The 24,137-nt window shown below is 71.6% G+C and carries 21 protein-coding genes; 15 read left to right on the top strand and 6 right to left on the bottom strand.

All coding sequences use genetic code 11. The annotated features are described in order from the left end of the window. The first annotated feature begins 92 nt into the window (after positions 1–92). Positions 93–785 (top strand): urea ABC transporter ATP-binding subunit UrtE, encoded by a 693-nt coding sequence (urtE, locus tag R0232_RS27745; protein WP_057594408.1) that lies wholly within the window; start codon positions 93–95, stop codon positions 783–785. A 4-nt stretch (positions 786–789) separates the two neighbouring features. On the opposite strand, the gene R0232_RS27740 is transcribed toward urtE, so the two are convergent. Further along, the gene (locus R0232_RS27740; RefSeq protein ID WP_431510176.1) at positions 790–1,611 is read right to left on the bottom strand and encodes an IclR family transcriptional regulator; all 822 of its coding nucleotides are present in this window, start codon (positions 1,609–1,611) and stop codon (positions 790–792) included. Between the two features lie 96 nt (positions 1,612–1,707). On the opposite strand from R0232_RS27740, the gene R0232_RS27735 reads away from it, so the two are divergent. The 5 genes from R0232_RS27735 to R0232_RS27715 all read left to right on the top strand — a co-directional run bounded on the left by R0232_RS27735 (position 1,708) and on the right by R0232_RS27715 (position 6,775). Further along, entirely contained in the window at positions 1,708–2,493 is a 786-nt protein-coding gene (locus R0232_RS27735) for an enoyl-CoA hydratase-related protein (protein WP_431510175.1), read from the top strand. 3 nt (positions 2,494–2,496) lie between these two features. Then, the gene (locus tag R0232_RS27730) at positions 2,497–3,657 is read left to right on the top strand and encodes a CaiB/BaiF CoA transferase family protein (protein WP_431510174.1); all 1,161 of its coding nucleotides are present in this window, start codon (positions 2,497–2,499) and stop codon (positions 3,655–3,657) included. Between the two features lie 37 nt (positions 3,658–3,694). Further along, a complete protein-coding gene (locus tag R0232_RS27725; RefSeq protein WP_261210721.1) occupies positions 3,695–4,648 on the top strand; it encodes a Bug family tripartite tricarboxylate transporter substrate binding protein in 954 nt (317 codons plus the stop codon). Continuing rightward, positions 4,645–5,403 (top strand): enoyl-CoA hydratase/isomerase family protein, encoded by a 759-nt coding sequence (locus R0232_RS27720; protein ID WP_431510173.1) that lies wholly within the window; start codon positions 4,645–4,647, stop codon positions 5,401–5,403. The genes R0232_RS27725 and R0232_RS27720 overlap by 4 nt, the downstream gene beginning before the upstream one ends. Positions 5,404–5,521: 118 nt before the next feature. Continuing rightward, positions 5,522–6,775, top strand: a complete 1,254-nt coding sequence (locus R0232_RS27715) for an MFS transporter (protein WP_431510172.1) — start codon at positions 5,522–5,524, stop codon at positions 6,773–6,775. A 10-nt stretch (positions 6,776–6,785) separates the two neighbouring features. Here the strand turns inward: R0232_RS27715 and R0232_RS27710 are convergent, their stop codons facing one another. From R0232_RS27710 to R0232_RS27695, 4 genes are all read right to left on the bottom strand, one after another. Further along, complete coding sequence (locus R0232_RS27710; RefSeq protein WP_431510171.1) at positions 6,786–8,708, bottom strand: esterase/lipase family protein; 1,923 nt, start codon at positions 8,706–8,708, stop codon at positions 6,786–6,788. Positions 8,709–8,710: 2 nt separating this feature from the next. After that, on the bottom strand, positions 8,711–9,769 hold the full coding sequence (locus tag R0232_RS27705; protein ID WP_082321708.1) for an Lnb N-terminal periplasmic domain-containing protein: 1,059 nt from the start codon (positions 9,767–9,769) through the stop codon (positions 8,711–8,713). A 115-nt stretch (positions 9,770–9,884) separates the two neighbouring features. Further along, the gene (locus R0232_RS27700; RefSeq protein ID WP_398498654.1) at positions 9,885–10,544 is read right to left on the bottom strand and encodes an anti-sigma factor family protein; all 660 of its coding nucleotides are present in this window, start codon (positions 10,542–10,544) and stop codon (positions 9,885–9,887) included. Continuing rightward, on the bottom strand, positions 10,531–11,094 hold the full coding sequence (locus tag R0232_RS27695; protein ID WP_208507814.1) for a sigma-70 family RNA polymerase sigma factor: 564 nt from the start codon (positions 11,092–11,094) through the stop codon (positions 10,531–10,533). Before R0232_RS27695 ends, R0232_RS27700 begins: the two co-directional genes overlap by 14 nt. 143 nt (positions 11,095–11,237) lie before the next feature. On the opposite strand from R0232_RS27695, the gene R0232_RS27690 reads away from it, so the two are divergent. Together R0232_RS27690 and R0232_RS27685 are read left to right on the top strand one after the other, a co-directional pair. Continuing rightward, positions 11,238–12,479: a plastocyanin/azurin family copper-binding protein gene (locus tag R0232_RS27690; RefSeq protein ID WP_431510170.1), complete on the top strand. Its 1,242-nt coding sequence runs from the start codon at positions 11,238–11,240 to the stop codon at positions 12,477–12,479. Positions 12,480–12,567: 88 nt separating this feature from the next. Beyond that, the gene (locus tag R0232_RS27685; protein WP_093340700.1) at positions 12,568–13,578 is read left to right on the top strand and encodes an aldo/keto reductase; all 1,011 of its coding nucleotides are present in this window, start codon (positions 12,568–12,570) and stop codon (positions 13,576–13,578) included. A gap of 24 nt (positions 13,579–13,602) precedes the next feature. On the opposite strand, the gene R0232_RS27680 is transcribed toward R0232_RS27685, so the two are convergent. After that, complete coding sequence (locus R0232_RS27680) at positions 13,603–13,848, bottom strand: hypothetical protein (protein ID WP_208507816.1); 246 nt, start codon at positions 13,846–13,848, stop codon at positions 13,603–13,605. A gap of 169 nt (positions 13,849–14,017) precedes the next feature. On the opposite strand from R0232_RS27680, the gene R0232_RS27675 reads away from it, so the two are divergent. The 7 genes from R0232_RS27675 (at position 14,018) to R0232_RS27645 (ending at position 24,120) form a co-directional block, all read left to right on the top strand. Continuing rightward, a complete protein-coding gene (locus R0232_RS27675; protein WP_431510169.1) occupies positions 14,018–15,535 on the top strand; it encodes an efflux transporter outer membrane subunit in 1,518 nt (505 codons plus the stop codon). A 4-nt stretch (positions 15,536–15,539) separates the two neighbouring features. Next, on the top strand, positions 15,540–16,784 hold the full coding sequence (locus R0232_RS27670; RefSeq protein WP_431510168.1) for an efflux RND transporter periplasmic adaptor subunit: 1,245 nt from the start codon (positions 15,540–15,542) through the stop codon (positions 16,782–16,784). After that, the gene (locus R0232_RS27665) at positions 16,781–19,942 is read left to right on the top strand and encodes an efflux RND transporter permease subunit (protein ID WP_093340692.1); all 3,162 of its coding nucleotides are present in this window, start codon (positions 16,781–16,783) and stop codon (positions 19,940–19,942) included. The genes R0232_RS27670 and R0232_RS27665 overlap by 4 nt, the downstream gene beginning before the upstream one ends. A gap of 44 nt (positions 19,943–19,986) precedes the next feature. Next, entirely contained in the window at positions 19,987–20,673 is a 687-nt protein-coding gene (locus R0232_RS27660) for a heavy metal response regulator transcription factor (RefSeq protein ID WP_057597212.1), read from the top strand. Then, complete coding sequence (locus R0232_RS27655) at positions 20,670–22,046, top strand: heavy metal sensor histidine kinase (protein ID WP_431510167.1); 1,377 nt, start codon at positions 20,670–20,672, stop codon at positions 22,044–22,046. Before R0232_RS27660 ends, R0232_RS27655 begins: the two co-directional genes overlap by 4 nt. Positions 22,047–22,199: 153 nt before the next feature. After that, positions 22,200–23,138: a DedA family protein/thiosulfate sulfurtransferase GlpE gene (locus R0232_RS27650; protein ID WP_431510166.1), complete on the top strand. Its 939-nt coding sequence runs from the start codon at positions 22,200–22,202 to the stop codon at positions 23,136–23,138. Positions 23,139–23,163: 25 nt separating this feature from the next. Next, positions 23,164–24,120 carry a phosphotransferase gene (locus R0232_RS27645; RefSeq protein WP_281077386.1) on the top strand — a complete coding sequence of 319 codons (957 nt, stop codon included), beginning with the start codon at positions 23,164–23,166 and terminating at the stop codon, positions 24,118–24,120. Positions 24,121–24,137 lie beyond the last annotated feature (17 nt).

The following is a 24,137-nucleotide window of genomic DNA, read 5'->3' as shown; positions in this document are numbered from 1 at the left end:
AAGGAAATCACAAATTTTCTGGGTTCCTTCTGCGACCTCTGCGTAGTTTTTGTCTTTCTTCTGCGTTCGGCTGCTCGAATTGGAAATTCAACATGCTCACAGTCAAGAACATCCACCAGTACTACGGCGGCTCGCACATCCTGCGCGACGTGAGCTTCGAGGCCACCCTGGGCAAGGTCACGGTGCTGCTGGGCCGCAACGGCGTGGGCAAGACCACGCTGCTGAAGTCGCTGATGGGCCTGGTGCCGATCAAGAGCGGCAGCATCGAGCTCGAGGGCCGGCCGATCCACAAGGCCACGCCCTACGACCGCGCGCGCGCGGGCATCGGCTTCGTGCCGCAGGGCCGCGAGATCTTCGCGCGCCTCACGGTGGAGGAGAACCTGCGCATGGGCCTGGCCTACAAGCGCGGCGGCACGCCGATCCCGGCCGAGCTGTTCGAGCTGTTCCCGGTGCTCAAGCAGATGATCGGGCGCCGCGGCGGCGACCTCTCGGGCGGCCAGCAGCAGCAGCTCGCGATCGCGCGCGCGCTCGCGCCCAAGCCGAAGCTGCTGATCCTCGACGAGCCCACCGAGGGCATCCAGCCGAGCATCATCAAGGACATCGGCCGCGTGATCCGCATGCTGGCCGACCGCGGCGACATGGCGATCGTGCTGTGCGAGCAGTACTACGACTTCGCGCAGGAGCTGGCCGACGACTACCTCGTGATGGAGCGCGGCGAGGTGATCGCGCGCGGCCTCGGCAAGGACATGGAGGCGCAGGGCGTGCGCCAGCTGGTGGCAATCTGACGCTTCAGCGCGCCCAGTCGCGGCGCAGGTCGGCCGCGAGGCGCAGCAGCAGTTGCGCGTGCGCCTCGATGGCGTCCGTCGACACTTCCTCCGCGGTGGGGAAGCTCACGTTCATCGCATAGAGGCTGCCCGAGGGTGAGCGCAACGGCAGCGCCACCGCGGTCATGCCCGCGGCCCAGCTCGCGTGGCAGAAGCCGCGTTCGCGCACCGCTTCGAGCGCGGCCTCCACCCGCGGCTGCAGCACGCGCCATTCGGCGCCGTGCGCCTGCCGCAGCCGGCCCAGCAGGGCCTTGCGCTCCGCGGCCTGCATGCCGGCGAGGAAGGCGCAGCCCAGCGAGGTGCTCGCGATCGGGAGCCGCGAGCCAGGGAGGATGCGCCGGAAGATCCCGAGCCGGCTCAGGCGCACCGATTCCAGGTAGACCATCTCGAGCTGGTCGGCCACCGCGAGGCCGACGTTGACGCGCCGGCCCTCGGCCAGCGCGCGCATCAGCGGCAGCGCGCGCGCCAGCGTGGCCTCCGAACTGCGGAAGGACAGCGCGAGGCTCAGGCAGGCGGCCGTGAGGCGGTAGCCGCGCTGCTCGATGTCGTAGGCGAGAAAACCCGCATCCACCAGCGAACGCGTGAGCCGGCTGACCGTGGGCCGCGGCAGCTGCGTGCGGTCGGCCAGCTCGGCGTTGGTCAGCACGTCCACGCCGTGCCGGAAGGCGCGCAGCAGCGCGAGGCCGCGTTCGAGCGAATGGCTGCCGGGAGTGCTGCGCACGAAGGTGCCGGTGGCCTGCGTGCGGGCGCGCGTCGAGCCGGCGGTGGAGGGGCGGGGCGTGGCCATGATTTCGTTCTCCGAAATTCTAAGGTTGTCGCCGCCGGAGCCCGCCGGAATACTGGCCGCACGCCCATCGCGGGGCGCAACGACCAGGAGACACGCTTGGATTTCACGCAACTGAGGTACGCGGCGATCGGCCGCGTGGCCTCGATCACCTTCGACCGGCCCGACCGGCTCAATGCCTGGACACCCACGCTCGAGGCCGAGCTGCGCGCGGCCGTCGCGCATGCCGAAGCCGACGACGCGGTGCGCGCCATCGTGCTCAGCGGCGCCGGCCGCGCCTTCTGCGCCGGCATGGACATGGCGGTGCTGTCCGACCCGGGCCGGCCGCCCGTGCCGCAGGCCGAGTCCGACGACGACGCGGCGCAGCGCTACGGCTACCTCGGCGCGCTCGCCAAGCCACTGATCGCCGCGATCAACGGCGCGGCCGCGGGCGTGGGCCTGTGCATCGCGCTGCATGCCGACCTGCGCTACGTGGCGGCCGGCGCGAAGCTCACGCTGCCCTATGCGCGCCGCGGCCTGGTGGCCGAGCACGGCACGGCCTGGCTGCTGCCGCGGCTGATCGGCCCGATGCATGCGGCCGACCTGCTGCTGACCGGCCGCACCTTGCAGGCCGAAGAGGCCGATCGCATGGGGCTGGCCTGCCTGCTGCCGGCCGAGGGCTTTCTCGACGCGGTGCTCGCGCGCGCCACCGAGATCGCCGAGCTGAGTTCGCCGCGCGCGGTGCGCATCATCAAGCGGCAACTGGTCGAGGCCCGCTACCAGACCCTCGGGCAGGCCACGCGCGTGGCCGACCGCGAGATCGCGGCCTGCCGCGACACCGCGGATTTCCAAGAGGGCGTGCGGCACTTCGTCGAGAAGCGCGCGCCCCATTTCACGGGACGCTGAACCATGACGGACGACACGAACGGCAGCACCGCACTGCCGCTGGCCGGCATCAAGGTCATCGAGCTCGGGCAGAACATCGCCGGGCCCTACGCGGGCGAGATCCTGTCCTCGCTCGGCGCCGAGGTGGTGAAGATCGAGCGGCCCGGCACGGGCGACGACGCGCGCGGCTGGGGTCCGCCGTTCTGGCGCGGCACCGCGACCACCTTCCAGGCCATGAACCACGGCAAGAAGAGCATCGCGCTCGACCTCAAGGACCCGGCGCAGGCGCAATGGCTGCGCGAGCGCGCGGCCGAGGCCGACGTGTTCGTGCAGAACATGCGGCCCGGCTCGCTCGAGGAACTGGGCCTCGGTCCCGAGGCGCTGCGCGCGCTCAACCCGCGGCTGGTGTACTGCTCGCTCTGGGCCTTCGGCCACAAGGGACCGATGCGCCTCGCGCCGGGCTACGAGCCGATGGTGCAGGCCTTCGCGGGCATCTTCAGCATCAACGGCGCCGAGAGCGGGCCGTCGGCGCGCGTGGGCATGCAGGTGCTCGACCTCGGCACCGGCGTCTGGGCCGCGCTGGGCTGCATCGCGGCATTGCTGCGCCGCGCTTCGACCGGGCAGGGCTGCGTGGTCGACACCTCGCTGTTCGAGACCGCGCTGGGCTGGCTGCAGGTGATGATGGCCGGCTTCCACGCCACCGGGAAGCAGCCCGAGCGGCACCGCAGCGGCAATCCCAACGTGGTGGTGTTCCAGGCGCTGCCGACCGGGGACGGCGAGATCGTGGTGGCCGCGGCCAACGACCGGCTGTTCGCCAAGCTGGCGCGCGCGGCCGGCCACGAGGAATGGACGCGCGACGAGCGCTTCGCGAGCAACGCGCTGCGCGTGCAGCACAAGGCACTGCTGATCCCCGCGCTCGAGGCGGTGTTCCGCACGCGCTCGACGCAGCAGTGGCTCGAGGCGCTCGAGGCCCTGGGCATTCCCTGCGCGCCGATCCAGGACTTCGCGCAGGTGCTCGCGCAGCCGCAGACCGAGGCCATCGGCATCTTCCAGACCATTCCCGGCGAGGAGCTGCGCATCGTCGGGCTGCCGCTGTCCTTCGACGGCGAGCGGCCGCGGGTGCGGCACCGCGCGCCCGGCGTGGGCGAGCACAACGAGGCGCTCGGCGCGAAGGCCCCCGGCTGAGCGCGCCCCTCCATCGACACCAACAACAGGAGACGACATGCAGAGAAGACAGTGCCTCGCCGCGCTCGCGGCCTTGCCGTTCGCGGCCGCGATGGCGGCGGACAACAACAAGCCGATCCAGATCGTCGTGCCCTTCGGCCCCGGCGGCTCGGGCGACATCTCGGCGCGCATGCTGGCCGAGTTCCTCACGCGCAAGACCGGCCGCGCGGTGGTGGTCGACAACCGCCCCGGCGGCAACGGCATCATCGGCGTGGAGGCGGTGCGCAATGCGCCGGCCGACGGCTCGGTGCTGCTGCTGGCCACCACCTCCACGCACCTGGCCAACCCCAGCCTGTTCCGCAAGCTGCCCTACGACCCCGGGCGCGACTTCCGGCTGGTCGGTTCCTTCGGTCCCGGCTCCACCTACATGCTGGTGCGGCCCGACGCGCCCTACAGGACGCTGCAGGACTTCGTCGCCGCCGCGAAGAAGGCGCCGGGCACGATCAACTACGGCCACTTCAACGCCACCTCCAAGGTCACGGCGGCGCTGTTCGCGCACGAGGCCGGCATCGAGCTCGCGGCGATTCCGTACAAGCAGGTGAGCCAGGCGATGTCGGAGCTGATCGCGGGCCAGATCCAGGTGGTGTTCACCGACACCGTGGCCGGCGATGCCTTCGTGGCCTCGGGCCAGTTGCGCGCGCTCGCGGTGCACAGCGATGCGCGGCTCAAGCGCTACCCCGAGCTGCCGCTGATCGCCGAGAGCTACCCGGGCTTCAGCATCCGCGGCGGCTTCCTCGGCATCGCGGTGCCGGCCGCCACGCCGGCGGCGCTGCAGCAGCAGCTCAACCAGTGGATCAACGAGGCCGTGACCACCGACCCGATCCGCGCGCGGCTCGAGGGCTTCGCCTTCGCGCCCGCGAAGGTCAGCCTGGCCGAGCTCGCGAGCTTCGAGCGCCAGGAGCGCGAGAAGTGGAAGGGCTACGTCGACATCGCGAAGCTGGAAGTGCAATGAGCGCGCTCGCTTCGCTGGAATCGGGCCATGCGCACGTGGCGCTGCTCGAGCTGCGGCGCGCGCCGTTCAACTACCTCGACGTGGCACTGCTGCGCGAACTGGCCGACCGGCTCGCGCGGCTCGATGCCGATCCCGACTGCCGCGCCGTCGTGCTGGCCGCCGAAGGCCGGGCCTTCAGCGCGGGCGCCGACTTCAGCGGCAAGGACGATGCGCGCGACCCCGCGCCGCTCTACGAGCAGGCCATGCGCCTGTTCGGCAACGCCAAGCCGCTGGTGGCCGCGGTGCATGGCCCGGCCATCGGCGCCGGGCTCGGCCTCGCGCTGGCGGCCGACTTCCGCGTGGCCTGCGCCGAAGCGCGCTTCAGCGCCAACTTCAACCGCCTCGGTTTCCATCCGGGCTTCGGCCTGAGCCTGACCCTGCCGCGGCTGGTCGGCGCGCAGCAGGCCGCGCTGCTGTTCTACACGGGGCGCCGCATCGGTGGCGAGGAGGCGCTGCGCATCGGGCTGGTCGACCAGCTGGTGCCGGCCGATGAAGTGCGCACCAGCGCGCTGGCGCTCGCGGCCGAGATCGCGCTGTCGGCTCCGCTGGCAGTGGAATCGACGCGCGCGACCTTGCGGCGCGGCCTGGCCGAGGCGGTGGCCGCTGCGAACCGGCACGAGCGCGAACTGCAGTGCGTGCAGTTCGCGAGCGAGGACTTCAAGGAGGGCGTGCAGGCCATGGCCGAACGCCGCGCGCCGCGCTTCCTGCGTCGTTGAGCGGCAGGGGCAAAAAGGTATCGGGCAGGGCGCAAGCCTTCATCAGCGCGCGTTAAGGGTTTACCCTAAAATCGGGCTTTGCCCGCGCTCGCCGGGCATCCCCCCAGGAGCTCCGGCCTTGAACGCCCCACCATCCGCCCTCGAAGGCGCGGACACCCCCGCCATTCCGCCCGTCTCGTCGGCCCAGTTCCTGCGCGCCGTGCTCGCGCTCGGCGTCGGCGGCTTCGCCATCGGCACCGGCGAGTTCGTGATCATGGGCCTGTTGCCCGAGGTCGCGAACGACATCGCCGTCAGCATCCCGCAGGCCGGCCACGTGATCAGCGCCTATGCGCTGGGCGTGGTCATCGGCGCGCCCGTGCTCGCGGTGCTCGCGGCCGGCTGGCGCCGCCGTGCATTGCTGATCGCGCTGATGGCCGTGTTCGCGGCCGGCAATTTCGCAAGCGCGATGGCGCCCGGCTACACCTCGCTGAACCTGCTGCGCTTCGCGACCGGGCTGCCGCACGGCACCTACTTCGGCGTGGCCGCGCTGGTGGCCGCCACGCTCGCGCCGCCCGGGCGCCGCGCGCGCGCCGTGGGGCTGGTGATGCTGGGGCTCACGGGCGCCACGCTGGTCGGCGTGCCGATCGCGGCCTGGCTCGGCCAGCTGTTCGGCTGGCGCGCGGCCTTCGTGTTCGTGGGCGTGATCGCGCTCATCGCCGTGGTGCTGCTGCGCCGCGACATCCCCGACCTCGCCGCGCCCGCGGGTGCCAGCCCCTGGCGCGAACTCGGCGCGCTCAAGCGCAAGCAGGTCTGGTTCACGCTGGGCATCGGCGCCATCGGCTTCGGCGGCATGTTCTCGGTGTTCAGCTACATCAAGCCCACGCTGATCGAGGTGGCCGGCATGCCGCTGGGCGGCGTGCCGCTGGTGCTCGCGCTGTTCGGGCTCGGCATGGTGGTCGGCAACCTGGTGGGCGCGCGGCTGGCCGACAAGTCGCTGATGCGCACCATCGGCGGCCTCATGGCCTATGCGGCGCTGGTGCTGGCGCTGTTCACCTTCTCGGCCCACAACATCTACACCGCGGGCTTCAACGTGTTCCTGATCGGCACCACCGTGGCCATCGGCCCGGCGCTGCAGATCCGGCTGATGGACGTGGCCGGCGATGCGCAGACGCTGGCGGCCGCGCTCAACCATTCGGCCTTCAACATGGCCAACGCGCTCGGCGCCTGGCTCGGCGGCGTGGCGATCGCCGCGGGCCTGGGCTGGACCTCGACCGGCTGGGTCGGCGCGCTGCTCGCGCTCGCGGGCATGGGCGTCTTCTGCTGGGCCGTGGCGAGCGCGCGCGCCGATGCGCGGCGGCCGCGCGTGGCGGCCTGCGAAGGCTCGGCGAGCTGAAGGTTTCCGCCTACCGGGGCTTCAGCTGCTCGCGCAGGATGCGCCGGATCTCGAGGATCGCGAGCGGGTTCTCCTGCACGCTGTGCGCCGACGGGATCACCAGCTCCGAGGCCGCGCCGTCGAGGTGCGCGCTGGCATAGGGCACGATGCCGTCGCTCGACAGCGCCTGCGCCAGGCCCGGCGTGTCGTTGCCGATGATCGAGTGGAAGCGCACGCGCGGATTCATCGGCAGGCCCGAGGAGAGCCGCACGAAGGGATCGCGGTCGCTGAGGTTGTCGATGCTGTTGGGAATGCGCAGCGGCCCCGCGTCCTGCCGGCCCGGCGCGATGCGGATCAGCTCGCGCGAGATGTCGCTCAATTGGCCCAGCATCGCCACCGGCAGCGTGATGAGGTTGGCGACCCAGCGCGAGATGCGGTTGTTGGCGAAGTCGGTGCCGCGGTGCGGCGAGGCGATGAAGATCGCATCGCTGACCTGCGGCAGCGGCTCGAAGCGCAGGTAGGGCGCGAGCTTCTCCTCGATGCGCCGCTGCTGCGCGCCCTGCATCGGGTAGCTGGTCAGCAGCGCGTCCCAGAGCTTGTCCTCCGACGACGACACCATCAGCCGCGACAGCACGCCGCCCATGCTGTGGCCGATCAGCGTGATGTCCTTCGAGGCCGTGGCCTGGCCCGTGGGATCGAAGTGCTGCAGCGTCTGCGTCACGGCCTCGCGGATCGCGAAGTTGTTGAGCGGCAGCGGCGCATTGGTCGGGTAGTAGACCTGCCAGATCTGGTAGCGGCGGCGCAGGGTCTCGTCGCCGAGCACCTCGTTGGCCACGTTGATCCAGGCCTCGGGGCTGCTCGCGAGGCCGTGCAGCATGATGACCGTGCGGCGCTCGGGATCGTAGGGCTGCATCAGGTAGATGCGCGGCTGCGTGAGTCCGTCGCGGCCGCCGAACAGGCTGCGCAGCGCCTGCAGCGCGAAGTCGGAGCGGGCCAGCCACAGGCCGTAGCCCGAGGTGAAGTTGGCGGCCAGCGGCACCTCCTGCCCGGCCAGTTGCACGTTGGCGGTGCGGTAGGGGTCGTAGGCCGCGATGCGCAGCCTGCGCGTGGCCAGCACCTCGGCGAGGTTGCCGCCGTCGAACAGCAGCAGCGCGGTGACGGTGGGGAAGGGCATCTCGCGGTAGGGCGGGCGCGGCTCGGCGGTATCGCGCGCGGGCGCCTTCTCGTCGGTGCGCTGGCTGTCGGCCGCCACCAGCTCGGCGCCGAAGCCGTCGCGCCGGTAGGTGTTGCGCAGGCCCGAGAAGGTCAGCGAGGCGGCGGGGATCAGCTCGTCGGGCAGCGGCGCGTCGGCGGGCAGGCGCAGGCCCGAGACGTCGGCCTCGATGCGCCAGTTGCCCACGCGCGGTACCTGCGGCTGGGCCGCAGCGTTGCGCCGCACGCCGCGGTACAGGCCCGTGATGGCCTGCTGCACCGCGTAGTTGTAGTAGTCGCGCACCTGCGTCTGCCGGTCCTCGAAGGCGCGGTCGCGCGGCTTGCGCGCGGTGAAGAACAGGTAGGCATAGGCATGGCGCGCACTCTCGAGCCAGGCCTCGATGGCGGCGGTGTCGGCGCTCGAGCCCGGCAGCGTCGCGCTGCCGCTTTTCTCGGCCGCGATCGCCACCTGCAGCCACACCTCCGACAGCGCCGACAGCCGCTGTTCGTCGCTCAGGCCCGGCGAGTCGGCCAGTGCGCTGCGGCAGGCCGGGCCGTCCTTGCCGCACAGCTCGGCGTCGGAGCCGATCACGCGCAGCACCTCCTCGGCCGAGGTGCTGAGCCGGCCCGTGGTGAGCACGTCGCCGCGGCGCTGCGCGAGGTATTCGGCGGGCGAGATCGAGCCCACCTTCACGCCCGCGCAGCCCGCGAGCAGCGCGGCGGCGCACAGCAGGGCCGCCAGGCCGGGAAGACGCGCGCGCATCGTCACGGGGCCTCGGCGCCCGGCAGCCCCTGCCGGATCGCGCGCGAGAAATCGACGCCCGGAGTGGCATCGCTCGCGATCGCGCGCTGCGTGATGCGTCCGGCCGTGCGCAGCGCATCGAGGCTGTAGCCCGGCGTCAGCCCGCCCACGTCGTACAGGTAGTCGGGCAGGTAGCCCGAGGCCAGCAGCCGCCAGTCCATCGGCAGGCCCGGCACGATGCGCCTGGCGAGGTCGTAGACGATGGTGGTGCAGTTGGCCGTGAGCGTGTTGTAGAAGCTCGGCGCGCGCAGCAGCGCGGCGCTCTGGTCGAGGTAGGCCAGGAACAGCGAGCGCATCTCGGCCTGTGGCAGCCGCACGCGGTACATGTGGACGTCCTCGCCGCGCACGTTGGTGCGCACGCGCAGCACGTCGCGCTCCTCGGCCGCGACCAGGCTCAGCTCGAAGCGCCGGAAGAAGCCGCCGATCGACGAGAAGCTCTCGCCGCGCTCCTTGCGGATCTCGATCGAGAAAGTGAGGAAGCGGCCGTCGTCGAAGCCGAAGGACACCAGCGTGTGCGCGATCGCCGGGCCCATCCAGTACGAGACCGAGACGTCGACCGAGCGCAGGCGCTCGAGGTCGTAGCGGCGCGTTTCCCAGCGCGGCGTGTAGTCGGTGTCGCTGCGCCAGTCGAAGTTGCGCACGTTCTCGAGCGTGACCATGTTGCCGTCGACGCGCGCCACCAGCTGGCGCGCGACGTCGTCGGCCCAGTCGCGCTGCTGCAGCGGCACGATGGTGTTCCACCAGCCCAGCAGCAGCGCGAAGCCCACCGCGTAGGACAGCAGGGCGCGCGCGGCCCGGCCGCGCCACAGCAGCACCAGGGCCGCGAGGCCGAAGCCGCTCCACAGCACGGCGGCGAGGACCTTGCCCGTCTCGCCCACGGGCAACTGGTACCAGAGCGCGAGGCAGGCCCAGCCCGTCGACAGCAGCAGCACCAGCGAGGCCGCGACGCGGCCAACGATGCGCAGCAAGGTCCGGAACCCGGCGGTGGGATGCGTGATGGCTGGGGAGGGGGAGGGGCTCATTCGGGAAACGCGTGGATCGCCGCCGAGCTTAAACGCAGTCCCGCGCGCCGACCACGACCGCGCGCGGTGTGCCGCAACGAAGACGGGATCGGCTGCCCGATCCCGTCTTCAGCCGCTAAGGGCGCACCGCCGTCCTCGCGTGCAGCAGCGCCGCGAAGTGGCGCAGCTCGGCCGCATTGAGGTCCGACACGGCCCAGGCCTGCATGCCGCCCTGGGTCCAGTGCGCGAGCTGGTAGCCCTGGCGCGTCGAGAAGGCCGGAGTCTGCGGCTTCGCATCGGCCGCGGGCCAGACGAAGACATTGATGACGTGCGGACCCGAGCGATAGACCAGCGCCGCCACCGTGCGGCCGTCGAGGTAGTCGAGCCGCCCGCCCGTCAGCGCGAAGCCCTCGGCGGCGAGGTCCACCACCGGCGGCGAGAAGTCGAGCTTGCCGGCGAACCAGGGCTTGACCGTGTGCTGGTCGGTGGAGGCCACGTCGGCCAGGTGTGAGGCCATCAGCGAGCGCACGTGGTTGGCCGTGACCTGCGCGCCCAGCAGCTCGAGGGGCGCCGGCGATGCCAGCAGCACCAGCGCCAGGCCCCAGGCCGCGGCCGCGCCGGTTCCGAACCCGAGCAGGCCCTGCCACCAGCCGTGACGGCGCGGCGCCGGCGTTGCGGGTGCGCCGGCCTCGGCGCGCACCGACAGCGCGATGCGCTCGGCCAGGCCGGCGGGCGGCGCATGGCGCGTGGCGTGCTGTCGCATCAGCGCTCCCAGCTCGTCGTCAGGAATTGGCATGCCGTGTCCTTTCCTGCGCCGGGCCCGGGCGCTCGTCGCGCAGGCTCTCGCGCAGCAGGGCCCGCGCGCGCGACAGCCGCGACATCACGGTGCCCAGCGGCACGCCGGCGATGCGTGCGATGTCTTCATAGCGCAGCTCCTCCAGTTCGCGCAGCACGATCGCTTCGCGGTAGACCGCGGGCAGGGCGTCGATCGCGGCATTGACGCGCTCGCCCTGCACGCGCCGCTCCCACAGCCGCGCGGGATCGCCGGCCTCCGGTGCCGTCGCGCCGGCCGACTCGCTGTCGCGCAGCTCGTCGAACTCCACCTGGTCGGCCAGCTGCCGGTTCTGCCGCATCCAGTCGTAGCAGGCGTTGCGCACGATGCCCAGCAGCCAGGGCCGCGCGTTCTCGCCGCGCAGCCCGTCGAAGAAACGGAAGGCCCGCAGGTAGGCCTCCTGCACCGCGTCCTCGGCCAGGCGGTCGTCGCGCAGCAGCCAGCGCGCGAGATTCCAGGCCGCATCGAGATGCGGCAGGGCGGCGGCTTCGAACTGGCGGGTGCGGTCGGTCAAGGGACGTGCTTTGGGGGCATGACGCGGCGGGCGCGCGTTTTATTCCAGCCTTGCGCGAAAAAATTTCGGGGAATAGACGAAGGGCACCGCGCGTCATGCCCTGTGCCGATTCTCTTCCTCTCTTCTTTCAGGAGTCTTTCCCCATGACCGCCTTTCCAGGATTCGCACGCCTGCTCGCCGTTCTCGCGACCTCCGGCGCCCTGGCCTTCCCGGCGCTGGCCGCCGGCCCAAAGGCCTACGTCGGCAACTTCAAGGACAGCACGCTCAGCGTGATCGACACCGGCAGCGAGCGCGTGCTCGCCACCGTGCCGGTGGCCGCGGGGCCCGACGGCATCGTGATCTCCCCGAACGGCCAGCGCGTGTTCGTCAGCGGCTCCGGCGCCTCGGCGGTGAGCGAGATCGACGCTGCGACCGACCGCGTGACGCACACCATCGAGGTCGGCCAGGGCCCGCAGGGCCTGGCCACCACCGCCGATGGCCGCTGGGTGCTGGTGGCCGTCAACGGCGACGACCGCGTGGCCTTCATCGACACCGCGACCCATGCCGTGGCCGCCACCGTGGCGGTGCCCAAGCCGCACACCATCGCCGTGCGCCCCGATGGCCGGCAGGCCTACGTGGCCTCGCAGGCGCCGGGCCATTTCGCGCTCGTGGTGGTCGACCTGGCGACGCGCAAGGCGGTCTCGGAGATCGCGCTCGACAAGCCGCCGCGCGACCTCGAGTTCGGCCCCGACGGCAAGGCGCTCTACCTGACGCTCGCGGGCGTGCCCGCGGTGCAGGTGCTGGACGCGACCACCAACCAGCGGCTGGCGCCGATCCCCACCGGCGTGTCGCCCCACATCGCGCAGCACTTCGCGGGCATGGCAAGCGGTGTGATCGTGGTGCAGGGGCCGGGAGAGGTGATGCTGTTCGATCCCGCGACGCGCACGCCGGGCCGCAGCATCGCGGTGGGCAAGCAGCCGCACTGGCTCGACATCTCGGCCGACGGCGGGAAGCTGTGGGTCAGCAACGAGGGCTCGAACGACGTGAGCGTGGTCGACCTGGCCGGCGGCCCGTCGCACACCGTGGCGGTCGGCAATGCGCCGCGCAAGGTGGCGGTGCAGCGCAGCGCGCCGGCCGGGCATGCGGGCGGTTCGGCGCACGTGGCGATCCGCAACTTCGCCTTCGAGCCGGCGCAGATCACCGTGAAGGTGGGCCAGGCCGTGCGCTGGAAGAACGACGACGGCGCGCCCCATGGCGTGGTGTTCAGGAAGGGCGGCCCCGCGGGCATGGACCTGATGCTGCCCGGCCAGGACTTCACGCAGACCTTCGACAAGCCGGGCGTCTACGACTACGCCTGCTCGGTGCATCCCTACATGACGGCGCGCGTCACGGTGATTGCACCCTGACGTGCAGGCCTCGGGCGGCCTGCCTATGATGGTCGTGCAGCCACGCGCGACTGCGCGGTTCGGCCGTTTCACAGGAACCATCCACACCATGAGCATTCCCACCACCCGCCTGGGCCGCACCGGCCTGACCGTCTCCCGGCTCGCGCTCGGCACCATGACCTTCGGCCTGCAGACCGACGAGGCCGTGTCGCACCGTATCCTCGACAAGGCCGCCGAGGGCGGCATCAACTTCCTCGACACCGCCGACGTCTACCCGCTGGGCGGCACGGTCGAGACCACGGGCCGCACCGAGGAGATCATCGGCAACTGGCTCGAGAAGCAGGGCCCCGCGGGCCGCCGGCGCTTCGTGGTCGCGACCAAGGCGGTCAACAAGGTCGGCCCCAATCCCTGGGACCAGGGCGCCTCGCGCAAGCACCTGCTCGATGCCATCGACCTCTCGCTCAAGCGGCTGAAGACCGACCACGTCGACCTCTACCAGCTGCACATGGACGACCGCGAGACGCCGCTCGAGGAAAGCATCGAGGCGCTCGACACCATCGTGAAGTCGGGCCGCGCGCGCTATGTGGGCGTGTCGAACTTCCTGGCCTACCGGCTCGCGCGCGCGCTCGGCAAGGCCGACCTGCTGCGGCTCACGCGCTTCGTCTCGGTGCAGCCGCGCTACAGCCTGCTGTTCCGCGAGATCGAGCGCGAGCTGCTGCCGCTCGCGAGCGAGGAAGGCCTGGGCGTGATCCCCTACAACCCGCTGGCCGGCGGCCTGCTCACCGGCAAGTACAAGCCCGGCGCCAGCCCCGAGGCGAACACCCGCTTCACGCTCGGCACGGCCGGCAACATGTACCAGGACCGCTACTGGAACGAGCGCAGCTTCAACACCGTGACGCAGCTGCATGCGCTGGCCGACGAGGCGGGCGTGCCGCTCGCGACGCTGGCCGTGGCCTGGGTGATGGCGAACCCGCTGATCACCGCGCCGCTGCTCGGCGCGAGCCGGCCCGAGCAGCTCGACGCGACGCTCGCGGCGGCCGAGTACAAGCTCGACCCCGCGCTCAAGCAGAAGCTCGACGAGCTGACGGCCGAGTACCGCAAGGGCGACGCGCCGCGCTGAACGCGGCCGGAGGCGTGTTGCGCCTCAGCGCCAGCCGCGGTGCCAGCCCGCGTGCGGGTTGTACCAGCCCCAGCCGTAGTGCGGGTGGTAGCGCCAGCCCCAGCCGGGGCCGGGCGAGACATAGGTTGGGCCGATGATCGCCACGCCCACCGGCGGTTCGATCGGCGCGGCATACACGGCCGCGCCGTGCACCGGCCCCACCGGTGCCACCACGCAGGCACTGAGACTGGCCGCCGCGACGAGGGCCGCGGCGATCGCTGCGAGTTTCATGGGTTGCTCCTGAAGAACGAGTCGTTGAAGGTTTCGGCTTCTTCAATGCCGCGGCCGGTGCGCGAGCCGACGCGGCGGCGGTAAAGATTTCTTAGCGCGCGCCAACTGACAGCTTTGTCAGGAAGTCGACAGCGAGCGGTTGGAAGGCGCGGCCTAGAGTGACCGCACCATGGCTCGCTCCGCTGCATCCTCCTTTCCCGACCTTCCGCGCCGCGCCCTGCGCGCGCCCGCCGCGGCCGCGCTGGCCGCGCTGCTGATCGCGGGCTGCGCGGTCGGCCCCGACTACGTGCGGCCCCCGATGGAGGTGCCCGCGGCCTACAAGGAAGACGGTGCCTGGAAGACCGCCACGCCGCAGGCCATCGATCCCTCGCACCCCTGGTGGGAGGCCTACGGCGACGCCACGCTCAACGGGCTCCTGGTGCAGGCCAATGCCGCCAACCAGAACATCCGCCAGGCCGAGGCCCAGTACCGCGAGGCGCGCGCGCTGGCCTCGGCCGCGCGCGCCGGCTTCTATCCCACCCTCGGCCTCAACGCCGGCGCCAACCGCGCGCAGACCAACAGCACCGGCAGCATCGAGCGCCGCACCACCGACACCCTGGGCCTCGCCGCGAGCTGGGAGCCCGATGTCTGGGGCGCGGTGCGCCGCTCGGTCGAGGCCGGCGACGCGAGCACGCAGGCCAGCGCCGACGACCTCGCGGGCGCGCGCCTGAGCATCCAGACCACGCTGGCGCAGGACTACCTGCAGCTGCGTGCCATCGACCTGCAGCGCGCGCTCTACGCCACCACCACCGCCGCCTATGCGCGCGCGCTCGAACTCACGCAGCACCAGTACGCGGCCGGCACCGTGCTGCGCTCCGACGTGGCGCTGGCCGAGAGCCAGCTGCGCACCGCGCAGGCGCAGGGCGTGGACCTCGAGGCGCAGCGCGCCCAGCTCGAGCATGCGATCGCGGTGCTGACCGGCCAGGCGCCGGCGCGCTTCACGCTGGCCGCGCTGCCGGCCAGCGAGAACCCCGCGCTCGCCAATGCGGGCACGCTCGGCGTCCAGCTGCCGCTCGCACCCGCGGGCCTGCCTTCGGAACTGCTCGAGCGCCGTCCCGACATCGCCGCGGCCGAGCGCCGCGTGCAGGCCGCCAATGCGCAGATCGGCGTGGCCAAGGCCGCGTACTTCCCGCAGATCGTGCTGAGCGCGAGCGGCGGCTTCAGCGCCGGCAAGCTGGCTTCGCTGTTCGACACGCCGAGCCGCGTCTGGTCGCTGGGCGCGGTGCTCGCGCAGACCGTGTTCGATGGCGGCCTGCGCAAGGCCCACAGCGAGCAGGCCGTGGCCGCCTACGACGCCTCGGTCGCGCTCTACAAGCAGACCGTGCTCGGCGGCTTCCAGCAGGTCGAGGACAACCTCGCCACCCTGCGCGTGCTCGACCACGAATCGCAGCTGCAGGCGCAGGCCGTGCAGGCCTCGCAGACGGCCGAGCGCCTCGCGCTGGCCCAGTACCGCGCCGGCACCGCCACCTACCTGAGCGTGGTGACCGCGCAGCAGCTCTCGCTGACCAACCAGCGCACGGCCGCGCAACTGCTGGCGCGCCAGCTCGCCGCCAGCGTGGCGCTGATCGCGGCCACCGGTGGCGGCTGGCATGCCGAGGCCACCGAGGCCGCCACCACCGCCGCCGTTGCAACGACTTCCGGAACCTGATGCCATGACGAATCCCGCTCCTTCCTCCACCGGCCCCGCCAGCGACGACGCCGGTCCCCCCGCGCGACGCAGCGTCGCCTGGTTCGCCGTCGCCGCCTTCGTCGCCGTGCTCGGCGGCGGCGCCTGGACCCTGGGCCACAAGGCCTCGGCCGCCACGCCCGAGGCCAAGGCGCCGCCGGTGCTGGTGACCACCGCGCCGGTGCAGGCGCAGGACGTGCAGGTCTATCGCGGCGGCATCGGCACCGTGGCCTCGATGGCCACCGTCACCGTCAAGGCGCGCATCGACGGCCAGCTCGACAAGATCGGCTTCGTCGAGGGCCAGGACGTGAAGGCCGGCCAGATGCTCGCGCAGCTCGATCCGCGCACCTTGCAGGCCCAGCTCGCGCAGGCCAGCGCCACCCAGGCGCGCGACCAGGCGCAGCTCGAGAACGCGCGCGCCGACCTCGCGCGCTACACCACGCTGATCGCGCAGGACGCGGCGACCAAGCAGCAGCTCGACACCCAGAAGGCGCTGGTCAGCCAGCTCGAGGCCACCGTCAAGACCGATGCCGCGCAGGTGCAGTTCGCGCAGGTGCAGCTGAGCTTCACGCGCATCGACGCGCCGATCGACGGCCGCGTGGGCGCGCGGCTGGTCGACCCGGGCAACATCGTGCATGCGGCCGACACCGGCGGGCTGGTGGTCATCAACCAGATCGACCCGATCGCGGTGCAGTTCACGCTGCCCGAGGACGCGGTGCAGGACATCAACCGGCTGCAGCCCAAGGGCGCGGCGCCGCTCTCGGTGGTGGCCTACGACCGCGCCGGCACGCAGCTGCTGGGCACCGGCAAGCTGATCCTGCTCAACAACCAGATCGACACCACCAGCGGCACGGTGCAGCTCAAGGGCAGCTTCGCCAACCCGCAGCACACGCTGTGGCCCGGCCAGTACGTCAACGTGCGGCTGCAGCTCGACCGCCGCGCGGGCGCGCTGACCGTGCCGGCCGCGGCGGTGCAGCGCAGCCAGGACGGCACCTACGTCTGGGCCGTCGATGCCGAGAACAAGGCCAACTCGGTGCCGGTGCACGTGGTGCAGATCGCCGACGGCACGGCCGTGCTCGACCAGGGCGTGGCCGCCGGCCAGCGCGTGGTGGTCGACGGCCAGTACAAGCTGCGGCCCGGCGCCACGGTGGCCGAGAACAAGACCGCGGCCAAGGCCGCGCCCCCGGCCGCCGCGGCCGGCGGCAACAACGCGAGCGGGGTGCGCAATTGAGCATTTCCGCCGCCTTCATCAAGCGCCCGATCGGCACCACGCTGCTCGCGCTGGCCATCCTGCTGGTCGGCGCCGCGGTGTTCCCGCTGCTGCCGGTGGCGCCGCTGCCGCAGGTCGACTTCCCGACCATCCAGGTCTCGGCCAACCTGCCGGGCGCCAGTCCCGAGACCATGGCCTCGAACGTGGCGCAGCCGCTCGAGCGCCAGTTCTCGCTGATCGCGGGCCTGTCGCAGATGACCTCGACCAGCGGCCTGGGCAGCACCCAGATCACGCTGCAGTTCGACCTCGACCGCAACATCGATGCCGCCGCGCTCGACGTGCAGGCCGCCATCAACGCCTCCACCGGCCAGCTGCCGGCCAACCTGCCGAGCCCGCCGACCTTCCGCAAGGTGAACCCGGCCGACTCGCCGATCCTGATCCTGTCGGTGCAGTCGAAGACGCTGCCGCTGACCGAGGTCAACGACTACGCCGACAACATCCTCGCGCAGCAGATCTCGCAGATCTCGGGCGTGGGCCTGGTCAACATCGGCGGCGCGCAGAAGCCGGCCGTGCGCATCCAGGTCGACCCGGCCAAGCTCGCGGCGCTGGGCCTGAGCCTGGAGGACGTGCGCACCGTGCTGTCCTCGGCCACCGTCAACGCGCCCAAGGGCACGATCGACGGGCCGAACCAGAGCTTCACCGTCTACACCAACGACCAGCTGCTCAAGGCCCAGCCCTGGAACGACGTGGTGCTGGCCTACCGCAACGGCGCGCCGATCCGCGTGCGCGACCTCGGCGTGGCGGTCGACGGCCCCGAGAACGCGAAGATCGCGGGCTGGGCCTATGCCGGCGCCGCCGCGCCCGAGGGCAGCACGGTGCAGAACGGCCGCTCGATCGTGCTGGCCATCACCAAGCAGCCGGGCGCCAACGTGATCGAGACGGTGGACCGCATCAACGCCGCGCTGCCGCGGCTCAAGGCCTCGATCCCGCCGACGGTGGACGTCAACGCCATCATCGACCGCACCCAGACCATCCGCGCCTCGGTCAAGGACGTGGAGTTCACGCTGCTGCTGACCATCGCGCTGGTGGTGGCCGTGATCTTCGTGTTCCTGCGCAACGTGCCGGCCACGCTGATCCCCAGCGTGACGGTGCCGCTGGCGCTGCTGGGCACGGTGGCCGTGATGTACCTGCTGGGCTACAGCCTCGACAACCTCTCGCTGATGGCGCTGACCATCGCGGTCGGCTTCGTGGTCGACGACGCGATCGTGATGCTCGAGAACATCTACCGCTACGTCGAGGAGGGCATGGCGCCGCTCGAGGCCGCCTACAAGGGCGCGGGCGAGATCGGCTTCACCATCGTCTCGATCTCGGTCTCGCTGATCGCGGTGTTCATCCCGCTGCTGCTGATGGGCGGCATCGTCGGGCGGCTGTTCCGCGAGTTCGCGGTCACCGTCACGCTGACCATCGTGGTGAGCGTGGTGATCTCGCTCACGCTCACGCCGATGCTGTGCTCGCGCTTCCTCAAGAACGAGCATGCGCGGCGCCATGGGCGGCTCTACCTGCTGTTCGAGCGCGGCTTCGACGCCATGCTCAACGGCTACAAGCGCGGGCTGCACGTGGTGCTCGACCACCAGTTCATCACGCTGATGGTGTTCATCGCCACCGTGGTGGCCACGGGCGCGCTGTTCGTGGTGATCCCGAAGGGCTTCTTCCCGCAGCAGGACACGGGCTTCATCTCGGGCTTCGCCGAGTCGGCGCAGGACGCGTCCTTCGCCTCGATGAATGCGCGCATGCTCGAGCTGGCCGACGTGGTGCGCAAGGACCCCGACGTGACCGGCTTCGGCATGAACGGCAGCTCATCGACCTACAACACCGGCAACTTCTTCATCAGCCTCAAGCCCAAGGACGAGGGCCGCACCGCCAATGCCGACGAGATCATCGCGCGGCTGCGCCCGCAGCTCGCGAAGGTGCAGGGCGTGAACCTGTTCCTGCAGGCCGGGCAGGACATCCGCGTGGGCGGGCGCTCCTCGCGCACCCAGTACCAGTACACGCTGACCGACTCGAACCTCGACGAGCTCAACACCTGGGCGCCGCGCCTTTTGGCCAAGCTGCGCCAGGTGCCCGAGGTGACCGACCTCGCGACCGACCAGCAGAACGCCGCCGCCTCGGCCGTGCTGACCATCGACCGCGACCGCGCCTCGAGCTTCGGCATCTCGCCGGCCGCGATCGACGCCACGCTGTACGACGCCATCGGTCAGCGCCAGGTGGCGCAGTACTTCACGCAGCTCAACAGCTACCACGTGGTGCTCGAGGTGACGCCCGCGCTGCAGCAGGACCCGGCGCTGTTCAGCAAGCTCTACCTGAGCTCGCCGATCACCGGCCAGCAGGTGCCGCTGTCGACCTTCGTGAAGGTCGACACCAGCAAGACCGCCTACCTCTCGATCAGCCACCAGGGCCAGTTCCCGGCCGTGACGATCTCGTTCAACCTCGCGCCCGGCGCTTCGCTGGGCCAGGCGGTCGACGCGATCAAGGCCGCGCAGTCCGAGATGGGCATGCCGCAGTCGCTGACCGGCGCCTTCCAGGGCACGGCCCAGGCCTTCCAGGATTCGCTGGCCTCGCAGCCCTACCTGATCGCGGCGGCGCTGGTGGCGGTCTACATCGTGCTGGGCCTGCTCTACGAGAGCTACATCCATCCGCTGACGATCCTCTCGACCCTGCCCTCGGCCGGCGTGGGGGCGCTGCTGATCCTGATGGCGGGCGGCTACGACCTCAGCGTGATCGCGCTGATCGGCATCATCCTGCTGATCGGCATCGTCAAGAAGAACGGGATCATGATGATCGACTTCGCGCTCAAGGCCGAGCGCGAGCAGGGCATGAAGCCGCACGAGGCGATCTACCAGGCCTGCCTGCTGCGCTTCCGCCCGATCATGATGACCACCATGTGTGCGCTGCTCTCGGGCCTGCCGCTGATGCTGGGCCACGGTTCGGGTTCCGAGCTGCGCCGGCCGCTGGGCTACGCGATGGTCGGCGGGCTGGTACTCTCGCAGGCGCTCACGCTGTTCACCACGCCGGTGGTCTATCTCTACCTGGACCGCGCCCACTACTGGTACCTGCGCCGCAAGGAAGCGCGCCGGATCCGCAAGGGCGGCCAGGCCCCGGCGGCGGCCGAGGCGCATTGAGCACCGGAGACAACGCACCGCCTCGCACCGCAGCACGCCACGCCATGAAGATCCTGATCGTCGAAGACGAGTTGAGAACCGCCGACTACCTCTCGAAGGGGCTGACGGAGCAGGGCTGCGCGGTCGACATGGCGCACAACGGCATCGACGGCCAGCACCTGGCGCTCACGCACGACTACGACGTGATCGTGCTCGACGTGATGCTGCCGGGCCAGGACGGCTTCTCGGTGCTGCGCGGGCTGCGCGCCGTGAAGCAGACGCCGGTGATCATGCTGACCGCGCGCGACCGCGTGGAGGACCGCGTCAAGGGGCTGCACGAGGGCGCCGACGACTACCTGGTCAAGCCCTTCTCGTTCCTCGAGCTGCTGGCGCGGCTGCAGGCGCTGAACCGGCGCGGCCGCAAGCAGGAGCCGATGCAGCTGCGCATCGCCGACCTGCAGATCGACCTGCTCGCGCGCAAGGCCTTCCGCGGCGCCACCCGCATCGACCTCACGGCCAAGGAGTTCGCGCTGCTCGCGGTGCTGGCGCGGCGCCAGGGCGAGATCCTCTCGAAGACCGCCATCGCCGAGCTGGTGTGGGACATGAACTTCGACAGCAACACCAACGTGGTCGAGGTCGCGATCAAGCGGCTGCGCGACAAGATCGACGTGCCTTTCTCGCCCAAGCTGCTGCACACCATCCGCGGCATGGGCTACGTGATGGAGCTGCGCGAGGACGGCGCCACGCCATGAAGCGCTCGATCGCCGCGCGGCTGGTGCTGATGTTCGCGGCGGCGGCGCTCGCCACCTTCGCGCTGATCGGCGCGGCGCTGCAGGGCGTGCTGCTGCGCGAGCTCGAGCGCCACCAGTACGAGGAACTCGACACCACGGTCAAGAGCCTGCAGTTCTGGATCCAGGCCATCGGCACGCCCGAACGCTGGTCGCGCGTGCAGGCGCGCATGGACGCGCTGACGCCCGAGGACGGCAGCACCCGCTTCTGGGTGCTCAGCGACGATCCGCGCTTCCAGTACGGCAAGGGCATGGCCGAGATCGACGCGCTCACGCGCGAGACCGGCCGCAGCCTGCTGCTGCCCGGCGAGGAGAAGCCCTACCGCACGCTGTCGGCCCACATCCCGCCGTTCGAGCAGCGCCCGGCCGTGCGGCTGATCGTGGGCAAGAACACCGAGCCCTATGCGCGCACGCGCCGCACCTTCCTCACGGCGCTGGTGTCGCTGGGCCTGGGCGCGGTGCTGGTGGTGGCGGCCGCCGGCTACTGGATCGCGCGCGTCGGCCTGCGCCCGCTCGACCAGCTCTCGCGCGAGGCGCAGGCGCTGCGGCCCAAGATGCGCTCGCAGCGGCTGCGCTCGGGCGCGCTGCCGGTCGAGCTGTCGGGGCTGGCCGAGGCCTTCAACGGCGCGCTGGCGCGGCTCGAGGAGGCCTATGGCCAGCTCGAGGCCTTCAATGCCGACGTGGCGCACGAGCTGCGCACGCCGCTGGCCAACCTGATCGGCAGCACCCAGGTCGCGCTGTCGCGCCAGCGCAGCGCGCCGCAGTTCGAGGAGGTGCTGCAGGCCAACCTCGAGGACCTGGAGCGGCTGCGCTCGATCGTCAACGACATGCTGTTCCTCGCGCGCGCCGACCGCGGCGAAGTCGCCACCGGGCTGGTGCTGACGCCGGTGGCGCAGGAGGTGCGCAAGACCATCGAGTTCTTCGAGTTCGTGCTCGAGGAGAGCGGCGCGCGGGTCGAGATCGAGGGCGACGTGCTGGCCGAGGCCCAGCTCGAGACCGCGCTGTTCCGCCGCGCCATGTCGAACCTGCTGCAGAACGCGATCGAGCATTCGCCGCCGGGCGCGCGCATCGCGGTACGGCTGCGCGAGACGCCCGCGGCGACCTGGATCGGCGTGTCGAACCCGGGCGCGCCGATCGCCGAGGCGCACCTGCAGCACCTGTTCGACCGCTTCTACCGCGTCGATGCCGCGCGCAACGACGGCGGAGAGCACCATGGCCACGGGCTCGGGCTGGCGATCGTGCGGGCCGTGGCCAGCATGCACGGCGGGCAGGTCGCCGCGGCCAGCGCGGACGGCGTGAATACCTTCGAATTCAGCGTCGCCCGGCCGGCGGCCTGAACCCGTCGCGCGGGGGGCCGGCCATGCCCCCGGAACGCGCCGCAACCCGCATGGCCAATGGCCTCCCGGCGACAGGCCCTTGCGCCATGCCGCAGAATCCATGCCGCCCATGACCACGTTCGCACCCTCTTTCGCCATCACGGAGCCGTTGCCATGGCACAGCTGATGTCGCTCCTGGTGCAGAACGCGATCCTGGTGGTGTTCGCCGCCAGCTTCGCCGCCCGCCTGGGCCTGCCGGTGCCGGCGGCCGCGGTGCTGGTGGTCACCGGCGCGCTGCTCGCGGCCGGCGACATCTCGCTGGCCGGCGTGGTGCTCGCGGCGGTGGCGGCCAACCTGCTGGGCGACGGCGCCTGGTTCTATGCCGGCCGGCGCTTCGGCTACCGCTTCATGCGCCTCTTGTGCCGGATCTCGCTGGCGCCCGACTCCTGCGTGCGCCGCGGCGAATCGCTGATCGGCGACTGGGGCGGCCTGTCGCTGGTGGCCGCCAAGTTCGTGCCGGGCGTGTCGGTGGTGGCGCCGCCGATGGCGGGCGCGCTCGGCATGTCGGTGCCGCGCTTCATCGGCTTCGACATCGGCGCCGCGCTGATCTGGACCGGCCTGTTCCTGGGCCTGGGCTGGGGCTTCCGCAACCAGATCCAGGACGTGCTCGCGGTGATGGCGCAGGCCGGCGGCATCGCCACCATGGCTGTGGGCGCGTTGCTGGTCGTGTTCCTGGTGGTGCGCTGGTGGCGCCGCCGCGCCTTCATGCGGCTGACCGGCATGCCGCGCATCTCGGTCGACGAGCTGCACGAGATGCTCGCGGGCGACGAGCCGCCGCTGGTGATCGACGTGCGCGGCGCGGCCGGCCAGCAGGTCGATCCGCGCCGCATCCCGGGTGCGCTGTCGTACACGCTCAAGGCGCTGCAGCAGCGCGGCCTCGACCTGTCGGCCGCGGCCGGGCGCGACGTGGTGCTGTACTGCAACTGCCCCAACGAGGTGTCGGCCGCGCAGGCCGCGCGCGTGCTGCTGGCACGTGGCGCGCGGCGCGCGCTGCCGCTGACCGGCGGGCTCGATGCCTGGGTGGCCTCGGGCCGGCCGACCTCGCCGCCTTGACCGCCTGCGCGGTGCGGCGCGTGCCATGACCAGGACCCGCGTGCCCGCACCTTCCATCGTCGCCGCGCTCGAGCGCGCGCTGGGCCCGGTCCATGGCTTCGTGCCGCTGGCCGAGGGCGAGGAATCGCAGGCCTTCGCCTTCCGCGCCGAGGGCCTGGGCAGCGCGGCCCAGGCCGAGCACGTGGTGCGCGTCCACCGGTCGCGCGAGGGCTTCGACAAGGACGACTTCGCGGCGCGCCGCTTCGCGCGGCCGGGGCTGCCGGTGCCCGCGGTCACGGTCATCGGACGCATCGAGGACCTGTCGTTCGACCAGAGCTTCGAGGGGCCGTTCTTCGGCAAGCCCTTCTATTGCGTGTCGCGGCGCCTGCCGGGCAGCACGCTGCAGGACCTGCCGATCGACATGCTGTCGCTGCTGGCCGAGCCGCTCGCGCGCACGCTCGAGGAGCTGGCCGCCAGCGACCTCGCGGGCACCACCGGCTTCGGCCGTTTCGACGCCAACGGCATCGGCGAGCATGCGAGCTGGCGCGCTTTCCTCGATGCGGTCGCCGAACGCGACTGGAGCGCGGCGCGGCTCGATGCGCAGGCCCTGTGGCGCGTCGAGCGGCAACTGGCGATCGTGCGCGGCCTCGCGCCGTCCTGCCCCGAAGTCCGCCGGCTGGTGCACGGCGACTTCGGCTCGAACAACGTGCTGACCGACGGCCGCGAGATCACCGGCGTCATCGACTGGTCGGAGGCGCTGTTCGGCGATCCGCTCTACGACGTGGCCAACATCTTCTTCTGGCGCCCCTGGCTCGCCTGCATGGAGCAGCAGGCGCGCCACTTCGAGCAGGCCCTGCCGGCCGACCCCGGCACGGCCGAACGGCTGCGCTGCTACCAGCTCCACATCGGCCTGCGGCAGATCCACGACTGCGCGCTGGCCGGCGAGGCCGAGGACCTGCTGTGGGCGCTCGAGCGCAACGCCCGGATCGCCGGCCAGGCCTGAGCCGGGGCCGCCGGCGG

The sequence above is a fragment of the Variovorax sp. DAIF25 genome (assembly GCF_050711835.1).
Lineage (GTDB): Bacteria > Pseudomonadota > Gammaproteobacteria > Burkholderiales > Burkholderiaceae_C > Variovorax.
Note: the sequence above shows the minus strand (reverse complement) of the source record. Positions and strands in the feature narration are given on the sequence as shown.